Raw genomic sequence first — 11278 nt, forward strand, 5'->3', positions numbered from 1 at the left:
ACTCCTTGTTAACACCCAATAACCAAAACAAAAACTGTTGGGAGCAGTTTTCGTTTATCCCCTACCTGTCCGGTACGAACGGCTTGCCGAGCGACGCGGGCGTATTCATCATTGTCAGGCGCTTGTTGCGCGAGATGATCACCAGCACCACGATGGTCGCGATATAAGGCAAGGCCGACAGCAACTGCGACGGCATGCCAAATCCAAGCGCTTGCGCATGCAGCTGGCCGATTGTGACCGCTCCAAAAAGATAAGCCCCGATCAGCACCCGCCATGGCCGCCACGAGGCGAAAACCACGAGCGCAAGTGCGATCCAGCCGCGACCGGCCGTCATGTTTTCCACCCATTGCGGCACATAGACGAGCGAGAGCTGCGCGCCTGCGAGGCCAGCGCAGGCCCCGCCAAACAGAACCGCCAGATAGCGTGTGCGCACCACATGCACGCCAAGCGCATGGGCGGAGCCGTGGCTATCGCCTATCGCGCGCAAGGTGAGACCCGCGCGTGTGCGGAACAAGAACCATGTCACGCCAGCAACCAGAAGAAGCGAGAAATAGAAGATCGGGTCCTGCCCGAACAGGAACCGTCCGACCAGAGGAATTTCCGTGAGATATGGAATATAGATAGCGTCGAGCCGCACACCCGGAATGCCGACAAAACTCTCGCCCAGCATGGCCGAAGCACCAATACCCAGAATGGTCAGTGCAAGACCGGTCGCCACCTGATTGGTGACAAGTGTGAGTGTCAGGAAGCCGAAAATGGCCGAAAACAAGGTTCCAACGGCAATACCCGCCAGGAGGCCGAGCCATGCCGAGCCGGTAAGCTGCGCTGCGGCAAAGCCGGAAACAGCACCCATCAGCATCATGCCTTCAACGCCGAGATTGAGTACGCCGGAACGCTCCACCACCAGTTCGCCTATGGCTGCGATGAGCAACGGCGTTGCGGCGGTGGCAATTGTCAGAAGAATGGCCTGGGTCAGTTCCATCGGATCAGGCCTTTCCTGCTTTGCGCGTGCTGACAAAGCGAATGCGGTAGAGAATGAGCGTATCACAGGCGAGCACGAAGAACAGGATCATCCCCTGAAACACGCGCGCCGATTTTTCTGAAATGCCAATGGCGACCTGCGCCGCCTCGCCGCCGAGATAGGACAGCGCCAGCACAAGCCCCGCCGCGATGGCACCGAGTGGATTGAGACGCCCCAGAAACGCGACGATGATCGCGGTGAAACCATAACCCGGTGAAATGACCGGACGAAGCTGCCCGATAGCACCGGATGTTTCCGCAATACCGGCAAGCCCGGCCAGCGCGCCCGAAACCGCAAAGACAAAGAAGACCAACTTGCCCGAGCTGAAACCCGCAAAGCGCCCGGCGCGTGGGCTCTGGCCAATAACCTTGACCTCGAAGCCTTTCAGCGTGTGCTTGAGCATAAACCAGACCAGCACCGCTGCAATCAACGCCAGAACGAAACCCCAATGTGCACGGCCCGATTCACTCCAGATTTCCGGCAGGATGGCGCTTTCGTTGAACTGGCGCGTTTCCGGGAAGTTGTAACCTTCCGGGTTACGCCATGGTCCGCGCACCAGCCAGTCGAGAAAGAGCTGCGCCACATAGACCAGCATCAGGCTGGTGAGAATCTCGTTCGTGTTGAAGCGCACTTTGAGGAAGGCCGGAACCGACGCATAGGCCGCGCCGCCCACCATGCCCATCAACATCATCAGCGGTAGAACAATCCATGACTGGAAGTCGGGAAACAGCACTGGCAAAATGGAACCGGCGACGGCGCCCATGATGAACTGGCCTTCAGCACCGATATTCCAGTTGTTCGACAGGAAGCAGACACACAGGCCCACCGCGATCAGGATCAACGGCGCGGCCTTGACCAGCAATTCATGCCACGACCAGATATCGAACAAAGGCTCGACGAAGAACACATACAGCGCGTTGAAAGGGTCTTTGCCCATCAGGGCGAAGGCGAGCCCGCCGAAAATGAAAGTAAGCGCCAAAGCCAGCAAGGGCGACAAGGCACTGAAAAGTCTCGACGGCTGGGGGCGTTTGACGAGTTCGATCCGCATCAGGCTGCCCCCGCCTCTGCTTCACCGGAAATACCGCCCATCAACAGGCCAATCTTTTCAAGGGTCACCTCAGCAACAGGCATAGGCTCGGAAAGCTGACCGTGATTCATAACCGCGATCCGGTCACTGATTTCAAAGAGTTCATCGAGATCCTGGCTGATGACGAGAACGGCGGAACCGGAACGCGCCAGATCCACAAGAGCCTGTCTTATGTGAGCTGCGGCGCCCGCATCGACGCCCCATGTCGGCTGGTTGACCACCATGACCGATGGAGACCGGTCGAGTTCACGACCGATGATAAATTTCTGCAAATTGCCGCCGGATAGCGCTGAAGCTGGCGGATTTTCTGCGCTTTTGCGCACATCCATGCGCTCAATGATACGCCGGGCGGCGGAATGCAGCGCGCTTTCAGCTATCAATTTCAGCGCACCGCCGCGCAAGAAGGCTTTCGCATCGGTCTTGTATCGCGACAGGAACAGATTATCGGTCAGCGGCAGTGAAGGCACTGCACCATGGCCGAGCCGCTCTTCCGGCACGAAGGCGGCACCCATCATGCGGCGTTCGCTGATGCCGAGCCTGCCCGCATCCTTGCCGCGAATGCGCACGATCGACGCCGCCGATTGCAGCACCTCTCCAGAGATGGCTTCGAAGAATTCACCCTGCCCGTTGCCTGCAACGCCAGCAATGCCGACGACCTCGCCTGCCGCCACCGAAAGCGAGATATTCTTCAGCGCCGTGGAAAACGGTCCGCGTGGCGGCTGCGACAGTGATTTGATTTCAAACAGCGCCTCGGCCCGTGTCGCAGGAGCATCCATCGGGCTGCGCGCCACGACTTTGATGTCATTGCCAACCATCATGCGGGCAAGCGATGCCGCCGTTTCCTTGCGCGGATCGCAATGACCGACCACCTTGCCGTGGCGCAACACAGTTGCGCGGTCGCAGAGGCGCTTCACCTCTTCCAGACGGTGGCTGATATAGAGAATGGATTTGCCTTCAGCCTTCAGCCGCTCCAGCGTTTCAAACAGGCGGTCGGCTTCCTGCGGTGTCAGAACCGAGGTCGGTTCATCCAGAATGATCAGGTCCGGTTCCTGCAGCAGACAACGTACGATTTCGATGCGCTGGCGCTCACCGACCGAAAGGTCGCCGACATGGGCCTGCGGATCGACCGGCAGACCATAGGTCTTGCCGACTTGGCCGGCGCGCTTCGCCACATCCGACAAGGATAGCGAATGATCCAGCGACAGGGCGATATTTTCTGCGGCAGTCAGCGAGTCGAACAGCGAAAAATGTTGAAAAACCATGCCGATGCCGAGTTTTCTTGCGGCGGCAGGTTCACCAATGACAACGCTCTCGCCCTTCCAGACGATTTCGCCTTCGAGCGGCTGCAAAGCACCGAACAGCATCTTGACGAAAGTGGATTTTCCGGCGCCGTTTTCGCCCAGCAGCGCGTGAATTTCACCCTTGGCAATGGTGAGATCAACCCCATCGCAAGCTCTGAGCTGCCCAAATACTTTCGTGAGCCGGCGGACATCCAGAAGAGGCCGGTCGGATAAAGTGGCTGACATTATTCCCCAAATGTATTTTTGATCGACCTTATCCAGCAATTTTGCACTTGAAAAGAGCAAAAGCAGGCTCTGCCTAACATATGCACACCGGCGATAGTTTACCGTTCAGTCACATTGCAAAACCAAGGTCAATCGGAGGTCATTACGGGAGTAAAATGCTGGTTCCTGTGGTCTTGCGCGCTTCCAGTTCCTCATGCGCCTTGCGGGCATCCTTCAGGGCATAAGTCTGGTTGATTTCGATCTTCACTGCACCGCTGCCCACAACGTCGAAAAGCTCGGCGGCGGTCTTTTCAAGATCGGAACGCTTCGCGACATAATTGAACAGCGTTGGGCGGGTTGCAAAAAGCGAACCCTTCTGCGCCAGAAGTCCGAGATCGAACGGCGGAATAACACCCGACGACTGGCCAAAGCAGGCAAACATACCAAGCGGTTTCAGGACATCCAGCGAGCCCATATAAGTATCGCGGCCGACGGAGTCGTAGACGACGTCCACGCCTTCGCCATTGGTCAGTTCGCGCACCTTTTCGGCAAAGTTTTCCGTGCGGTAATTGATGACATGGTCATAGCCATGCTTTTTCGCGAGCGCGATCTTTTCTGCCGATCCGGCAGTGCCAATAACCGTTGCGCCAAGATGCTTGGCCCACTGCCCTGCGATCAGGCCAACACCGCCAGCTGCAGCATGGAAAAGGATCGTCTGCCCGGTTTCAACGCGGAAGGTGCGGCGCAGCAAATATTGCGCGGTCATGCCCTTCAGCATCATGGAAGCGGCAGTCTTGAGATCGATACTGTCCGGCACGACCACCAGACGGTCGGCAGGCAGAATGCGCTCGTCGGCATAGGAGCCAGGCGTCGCCACATAGGCAACGCGGTCGCCGATTTTCACATTTTCAACACCGGCACCAATGGCAATAACCGTGCCTGCGCCTTCATTGCCGGGCGTAAACGGCATTTGTGCCGCCTTGTAGAGACCAGTGCGGAAATAAACGTCGATGAAATTAAGCCCAACAGCCTCGTGACGAACCTTCGCTTCGCCAGGCCCCGGCTCACCAATTTCAATCTGCTCATAGTTCAGAACTTCAGGCCCGCCGGTCTGATGAACGCGAATGGCATTGATCATCATACGTCTCCGCTCTTTTTTGCAGCTGCAGCTTTCTCGGCCTCAATAATGGCGGCTGTGCGCCCAAGACCCGGGAAGAACTGCATGATTGCGCCTATGAAATAGATATAGAGCCCGGTGACGGAAATGCCCACGCGGACCCACAGCGGCGCATCCAGCGTGTAATAAAGCGCGATAGCACCGAAGGCGCACCAGAGCAGAAACACCGTCAGATTGATGGGACGCAACCGCACAACGCGCACCGGATGCAGGAAGTTGATCGGCAGGAAGGACAGGATTGCCGATGCGACCACTGTGCCAAACGCCACCCACTCACCCGGCCTGACGATGAACAAGGTGAAGACCACCATGTTCCACACCACCGGGAAGCCCTTGAAGAAGTTCTCCTTCGTCTTCATGCCTGTATCGGCGTAATAGATCGCGCTCGATACGACGATGATCGCGCCGGATATGAATGAGAGGTTCGTTCCCATGAAACCGCTTTGATAAAGCGCAAAGGCGGGGATCAGAACATAGGTGACGTAGTCGATGATATTGTCGAGCAGTTCACCCGACCAGTTGGGCAGAACATATTTGACTTCGAGCTTGCGCGCGATGGGACCATCGATACCATCCACGAACAGCGCCAGGCCAAGCCACCACCACATCGCGGTATATCGGCCGTCACTTGCGGCGACGATCGACAGAAATGCCAGAAAAGACCCGGATGCCGTCAACAAATGGACGGAAAACGCCTTGGCTTGCGGCGCGGTGACTTTCTTGGCTTTGAGTTTTCCGGTCAGTCTGGTTTTCACGCTGTCCGCCATTCCGTTTTGTCGCCGCGCAATTTCCGCAGAAGATACAGCGATATTATTTCAATCTCATCCGGGGCGTGTACACCAAACAAACTGACACCCCAACCGTTCTGTTGGATCGCAAAGCGATCTATCCCAGAAAAGCCGTGTTCTTGCTGGAAGCTTTCCCCGAATAAGCGCCAAAGAGCAAGTAAGGCATGAGGCAAATCAGCCTTAATTCCACGGAAGAATGGCCTTTGCCGGCATTTCGGTCTAAGTGCTGCTTAAGAACGGCACGGAAGAATCATCTTCATAGCTGCATTTCCGGCCTGCACTTCTGGTCGACACGTCCCGACGAAGGATGAAGCGAAATGAACGATCTGGTTGCGAACAAGCCGATGACTGACATCGTGATCAGCGGCGGCGGCCCTGCCGGCATGATGGCGGCGCTGGCGCTTGGCGCGAAAGGCTATCGCACCGTTCTTCTCGGCCCAGAAACAGACAAGGGCGACCGCCGCACCACCGCGCTGATGATGCCCGCCATCCGTTTTCTTGAACAGATTGGCGTCTGGCCGTCCATCGAGCCTGAAGCAGCCCCCCTTGCCTCCATGCGCATTGTCGATGCGACGCAGCGCCTTGTCCGCAGCCCCACTGTCACATTCCGTGCCGGTGAAATCGACGAGGACGCCTTCGGCCATAATATTCCAAACGCTGTGCTGAACGCGAAGCTGGCGGAAGCCGTTGCCGGAAGCGCCAATATCGAGCGCAATACGGCTTCGGCTATCGAATATCGTCCCAATGGCGATCATGTAACGGTGACATTGACAGGCGGCGATACGCTTCATGTCCGCCTGCTGGTTGCCGCAGACGGACGCAATTCCGGCGCACGGGAAGCCGCAGGCATTCGTGCACGGCGCTGGAACTACCCGCAGACAGCCGTTGTCTTGTCCTTCGCCCATACGATCGGCCACGAAAACATTTCTACAGAATTCCATACCGAGCATGGCCCGTTCACGCAGGTTCCGCTGAAAGGCAAGCGTTCGAGCCTTGTCTGGGTGGTGAACCCGGAACGCGCCGAAACCCTCCTCGCGCTGGACGATCAGGCTCTTGCCGCGCAGGTCGAAGAAATGATGCAGTCGATGCTCGGCCAGATCGAAATCGATGTGCGCCCGCAGGCTTGGCCGCTGTCCGGTCTGGTGCCACATGCATTTGCAGCGAAGCGGACCATCCTGATCGGTGAAGCGGCCCATGTTTTCCCACCCATCGGGGCTCAGGGGCTTAATCTCGGTACGCGGGACGTCGAAACACTGGTCAAAGCGATTGAGAGTGATCCCGTCGATCCGGGTTCGGATCGCGTGATCCGTGCCTACGACCGGGCGCGCCGTCCAGACATTCTCGCGCGCACCGGATCAGTTGACGCGCTCAACCGCTCGCTACTTTCGCCCATGCTGCCCGCGCAGATTGCGCGCGGCGTCGGGCTGGAAATGCTGCGCTCCTTTGCGCCATTGCGCTCGTTCTTCATGCGGGAAGGCCTGCGTCCGGGCAGTGGTTTCACCCATTTTCTCCCAAAACTCCCCAAGCTGGCAGACCGTCAAAGCGACACGGCCCGCAAATAACAGCTTTCTTTCAAAAACTTCATGTTTCACACCCGCTTTAATTTGGCGGGCGGTGAACTACATAACGTCTCATGGGTATGACACAGATAAAACACGCGAAGTTCCAAATCGGTCAGGTTGTGAAACACCGGCTGTTCCCGTTCAGGGGCGTTATCTTCGACGTGGATCCTGAATTTGCAAATACGGAAGAATGGTATGAGTCGATACCTGAAGATGCACGTCCTCAGCGCGACCAGCCCTTCTATCATCTCTTCGCGGAAAACGCGGAATCGGAATATGTAGCCTATGTGTCAGAGCAGAATCTGCTGCCCGATATCAGCGGCGAACCTTTGCGTCATCCGCAGATCGACGAGATTTTCGACAGGCTAGACAATGGCACCTACCGCGTGAAATCGCAGCATTCCAATTGAACTCGCTTCGCTTCTTAAAGTGATGGTTCAAAGAAAAAGGGCGCTGAAAGCGCCCTTTTTGTCATTACCACGGTTCTACCAATTAGTTGGCAGCGCCCTTGGCCTTGTCCTGCTCAGCCTTCATCTTGGCTTCGAAATCTTTTTGCTTCTTCTGGACTGCGTCCTGAAGTTCCTTCTGGCGGTCTTCCAGTTCCGACTGCTTCAAGGCCGGGCCGGTAAGAGCCTGCGAGAAGCCCGTGAGAGCGACCGGGATCGGGTTCGGCTTGTTCTGATAGTTGACCGAGGTCAGTGTCAGCTTACCGCCCTTCTGAAGAGCCTTGATCAGATCGTCGTTCAGCGGCGCTTCCGCAATGCAGCGATCCGGGAAGCAGATGCCGTAGTCAAGCTTGACCGCTTTGTTGTTGTCGATCTGCATGCCAACGCCAGCCGGAATGAGGCGGCCAATCGGCACGGTGACCTGGAAGATCTTGCGATTGATCTTGCCCTTGATTTCGATGAGGTTAACGGCGGTCAGCAACTGGCCGGAATCCGCAGTGACAATGTTCTGCGTGTTGCAGATGTCGTTGTCTTCCTGCTTCGAGCAGACCTTGAACCAACCCTGCGGCGGCTGCTGGGCCGATGCAGGCATCGTTGCGGAGGCAAGCAAGGCGAACGCGCCAGCGATGGCCGATGTGGCAGCGATTGTCTTCGTGCTGGACATGATCAACAGGTTCCTTTCAACGCTCTGATCTTTAGTTCCCGTATTCTGGCTTAGTCAGCGATAGACCGTCACTGGTTTGAAAATGCGGCAACAGCGTGACCTTAAGGACTCTCCATCCTATTCCGGGGCGGTGTTACAACGACTACGAACACGAATCCAGACCAGTTTCCATTCGGAAGGCTCCGAATCTCGCAAAATCACCATTTTCATTGGTACTGTCACGTTGGGAACACGCCCAAAATGCCCATATATTGTACGATCATGGTAATTTCGCCCAACGAATCAATGCTATTTCGTATTTCCTTAAAAACAAGCGCATCACGCTTACTTACAACGGACGAATGAAGTTGAACGGATTGATCGCTCATTTGCGCAGAAAATTCCTGCCGACAATTTCTCAGGGGCTCAAATTGGGGCTCCTGGCGGCTCTCGCCGTCTCGACGACGGGAATCGCCCTGCGCACGGCACAGGCCGAAACAGCAACGACGCCAGATTATGCACTTTCCATGCACGGGGACGTGGCGCTTCCTGCCGACTTTACGCATTTTCCCTATACCAATCCCGATGCGCCGAAGGGTGGCAAGCTCACCATGGGCGTTGTCGGCACTTTCGACAGCCTCAATCCCTTTGTGCTCAAAAGCATGCGCACCACTGCGCGCGGGCTGTTCATCGATGGAGACTTCGGCAGCCTGGTCTACGAGCCCCTGATGCAGCGTTCGCGTGATGAACCGTTTACGCTTTATCCCCTGCTTGCGGAGAAAGTCGCGATTGATCCGGCGCGAACATGGGTGGAGTTCACCCTTGATCCCCGGGCGAAATGGTCGGACGGACAACCGGTAACGGTGGATGATATTATCTTCACCTACGAGATTCTCACCGAAAAGGGCCGCCCTCCTTTCAACAACCGCATGAGTCGGATCGACAAAATCGAGAAGACTGGTGAACGTTCGGTACGCTTCAACTTCAACGACAAGTCGGATCGCGAGTTTCCGATGCTGATCGCATCGCTGATGCCGGTTCTTCCAAAACACGCAATCGACCCTGCGACATTCGGCAATTCCACACTCAAGCCGCCGGTCGGCAGCGGACCCTATCTGGTTTCCGGCGTACAACCCGGCCAGCGCATTATCTACAAGCGCAATCCGGACTATTGGGGCAAGGATATTCCATCGAAGCGCGGTACCGACAATGTCGACACGCTGACCATCGAATATTATCGCAACGAAACCTCGCTGTTCGAATCCTTCAAAAAGGGGCTGCTCGACGTTTTCATCGAGGGTAATCCGACGCGCTGGGAACGGTCCTATGATTTTCCGGCTGTACAGCAAGGACGTGTCATCAAGGAGAGTTTCGAAAAGGGCACACCAGCAAACATGCTGGGTTTCGTGTTCAACACGCGTCGTCCGATCTTCGCCGATCGCCGTGTGCGTCAGGCGCTCGGTTTGCTTTTCGACTTCGAATGGGCGAACCGCAATCTTTTCGCCAGCCAGTACAAACGTACCCAGAGCTTCTGGGAAGGTTCGGAACTATCCTCCGTTGGCAAGCCCGCCGATGCGCGGGAAAAGGAGCTTCTGGCCCCTTATCCGGATGCGGTGCGTGAAGACGTAATGAACGGCACGTGGCATGTGCCCGTCACCGACGGTAGCGGCCATGACCGTGCGCCCGCCAAACAGGCTTATGATCTTCTGATGGAAGCTGGCTTTCAGTTTCACAACGGTCTGGCCGTCGATTCCACAGGGAAACCGCTGCAATTCGAAATCATGACGCGCTCTGCGGATGAAGAAAAGATCGGCCTAGCCTACAAGCGTAATCTCGCCCGTCTTGGTATCACCGTGGAAATCCGCACCGCCGACGATGCTCAGTATCAGCAGCGGCTACAAACCTTCGATTATGACATGATCCTCGGCGCTCTTTCCAGCTCGTTGTCGCCCGGCAACGAGCAATGGATGCGCTGGGGTGCCGCGTCACGCGATGCGCAGGGCAGCTTCAACTATCCCGGCGTGGCTGATCCCGCAGTCGATGCGATGATCGATGCGCTGCTGGCGGCGCGCACCCGTGCCGATTTTGTCAGCGCGGTCCGTGCACTCGACCGGATACTGCTATCGGGCGATTATTACATTCCTCTCTACCATCTGCCTTACCAGTGGGTGGCGCGGTGGGACCGGATCGGCCATCCGGAGAAAACTTCGCTTTACGGCTATCAGCTGCCGACCTGGTGGCGTGCCCAGCCTTAACTTCTCTTTGATAAGACCGTAATTCGCCCTAAATCCACTTCCAATATTATGCGATATCGATGCGGGAGGCACAGCCTCCCGCAACCACACGGAGCATCCCCATGAGCGAAAACACGAGTGAAAAGAAAATCACCATCGACGTTGTGTCCGATGTTGTCTGCCCATGGTGCTTTCTCGGGCGCAAGCGGCTTGAAAATGCACTCGCCATGCTACCCGAAGTGGAAGCGGAAATTCGCTGGCGTCCGTTTCAGCTCGACCCGACGCTGCCGCCACAAGGCAAGGACCGTGGCGTCTATATGCGTGAGAAATTCGGCAACGGTTCGAAGATCGACGATATTCACAAGCAACTGACCGAGTTGGGCGACGAAAACGGAATTGTGTTCGATTTCGAAGCTATCACCCGTGCACCCAACACGCTCGATGCGCATCGTGTTATCCACTGGGCGGCCCAGGCCGCGCCAGACACGCAGAACAAGCTCGTCGGCTCACTGTTCTCGCTCTATTTCGAGCAGGGACAGGACATTGGCGACCATGAAGTGCTGGTCGATGCTGCGGCAAGCGTCGGCATGGATGCAGCCGTTGTCGCCCGTCTGCTGGAAAGCGACGCCGACAAGGCGACAATTCGCGAGGAAATCGACACCGCCAACCGCATCGGCGTACGCGGCGTTCCCTGCTTCATCATCGATCAGAAATATGCCGTCATGGGCGCACAGACAGCCGATGTTCTTGCTGACGCCATCCGCCAGACAGCGGAAGGCTTCGAGCCGGGGATTGCCGAAGATCGTTAATCTGAT

Annotated in this window: 10 protein-coding genes; 4 read left to right on the top strand and 6 right to left on the bottom strand. The window is 56.7% G+C overall.

Going from position 1 to position 11278, the window contains the following annotated elements; translation table 11 throughout:
* Positions 1-61: 61 nt before the first annotated feature.
* The 5 genes from FHW03_RS10595 to pcsA all read right to left on the bottom strand — a co-directional run bounded on the left by FHW03_RS10595 (position 62) and on the right by pcsA (position 5557).
* Positions 62-982: an ABC transporter permease gene (locus tag FHW03_RS10595; RefSeq protein ID WP_182520596.1), complete on the bottom strand. Its 921-nt coding sequence runs from the start codon at positions 980-982 to the stop codon at positions 62-64.
* Between the two features lie 4 nt (positions 983-986).
* Positions 987-2069, bottom strand: a complete 1083-nt coding sequence (locus tag FHW03_RS10600; RefSeq protein WP_182520597.1) for an ABC transporter permease — start codon at positions 2067-2069, stop codon at positions 987-989.
* Positions 2069-3634, bottom strand: coding sequence for an ABC transporter ATP-binding protein (locus FHW03_RS10605; RefSeq protein ID WP_182520598.1), 1566 nt, complete (start codon positions 3632-3634; stop codon positions 2069-2071). Before FHW03_RS10605 ends, FHW03_RS10600 begins: the two co-directional genes overlap by 1 nt.
* Positions 3635-3776: 142 nt before the next feature.
* Positions 3777-4751, bottom strand: coding sequence for a quinone oxidoreductase (locus FHW03_RS10610; protein ID WP_182520836.1), 975 nt, complete (start codon positions 4749-4751; stop codon positions 3777-3779).
* Complete coding sequence (gene pcsA, locus FHW03_RS10615) at positions 4751-5557, bottom strand: phosphatidylcholine synthase (RefSeq protein ID WP_182520599.1); 807 nt, start codon at positions 5555-5557, stop codon at positions 4751-4753. The genes FHW03_RS10610 and pcsA overlap by 1 nt, the downstream gene beginning before the upstream one ends.
* Positions 5558-5895: 338 nt before the next feature.
* On the opposite strand from pcsA, the gene FHW03_RS10620 reads away from it, so the two are divergent.
* The gene (locus FHW03_RS10620; protein WP_182520600.1) at positions 5896-7140 is read left to right on the top strand and encodes a UbiH/UbiF family hydroxylase; all 1245 of its coding nucleotides are present in this window, start codon (positions 5896-5898) and stop codon (positions 7138-7140) included.
* A gap of 71 nt (positions 7141-7211) precedes the next feature.
* A complete protein-coding gene (gene hspQ / locus FHW03_RS10625) occupies positions 7212-7550 on the top strand; it encodes a heat shock protein HspQ (protein ID WP_182520601.1) in 339 nt (112 codons plus the stop codon).
* 82 nt (positions 7551-7632) lie between these two features.
* On the opposite strand, the gene FHW03_RS10630 is transcribed toward hspQ, so the two are convergent.
* On the bottom strand, positions 7633-8250 hold the full coding sequence (locus tag FHW03_RS10630; protein WP_182520602.1) for an invasion associated locus B family protein: 618 nt from the start codon (positions 8248-8250) through the stop codon (positions 7633-7635).
* Between the two features lie 341 nt (positions 8251-8591).
* Here FHW03_RS10630 and FHW03_RS10635 point away from each other — a divergent pair, with 341 nt between their 5' ends.
* Positions 8592-10484, top strand: coding sequence for an extracellular solute-binding protein (locus tag FHW03_RS10635; protein WP_182520603.1), 1893 nt, complete (start codon positions 8592-8594; stop codon positions 10482-10484).
* 101 nt (positions 10485-10585) lie between these two features.
* Complete coding sequence (locus FHW03_RS10640; protein WP_182520604.1) at positions 10586-11272, top strand: DsbA family protein; 687 nt, start codon at positions 10586-10588, stop codon at positions 11270-11272.
* Positions 11273-11278: the final 6 nt, after the last annotated feature.

This window comes from Ochrobactrum sp. RH2CCR150, assembly GCA_014138095.1.
Taxonomy (GTDB): Bacteria; Pseudomonadota; Alphaproteobacteria; order Rhizobiales; family Rhizobiaceae; genus Brucella; species Brucella gambitense.

Coding starts and splice junctions, on each gene's coding strand:
- FHW03_RS10635 (WP_182520603.1), top strand. CDS start 8,592: ATGAAGTTGAACGGATTGATCGCTCATTTGCGCAGAAAATTCCTGCCG.
- pcsA (WP_182520599.1), bottom strand. CDS start 5,557: ATGGCGGACAGCGTGAAAACCAGACTGACCGGAAAACTCAAAGCCAAG.
- FHW03_RS10610 (WP_182520836.1), bottom strand. CDS start 4,751: ATGATCAATGCCATTCGCGTTCATCAGACCGGCGGGCCTGAAGTTCTG.
- FHW03_RS10630 (WP_182520602.1), bottom strand. CDS start 8,250: ATGTCCAGCACGAAGACAATCGCTGCCACATCGGCCATCGCTGGCGCG.
- FHW03_RS10600 (WP_182520597.1), bottom strand. CDS start 2,069: ATGCGGATCGAACTCGTCAAACGCCCCCAGCCGTCGAGACTTTTCAGT.
- FHW03_RS10620 (WP_182520600.1), top strand. CDS start 5,896: ATGAACGATCTGGTTGCGAACAAGCCGATGACTGACATCGTGATCAGC.
- FHW03_RS10605 (WP_182520598.1), bottom strand. CDS start 3,634: ATGTCAGCCACTTTATCCGACCGGCCTCTTCTGGATGTCCGCCGGCTC.
- hspQ (WP_182520601.1), top strand. CDS start 7,212: ATGGGTATGACACAGATAAAACACGCGAAGTTCCAAATCGGTCAGGTT.
- FHW03_RS10595 (WP_182520596.1), bottom strand. CDS start 982: ATGGAACTGACCCAGGCCATTCTTCTGACAATTGCCACCGCCGCAACG.
- FHW03_RS10640 (WP_182520604.1), top strand. CDS start 10,586: ATGAGCGAAAACACGAGTGAAAAGAAAATCACCATCGACGTTGTGTCC.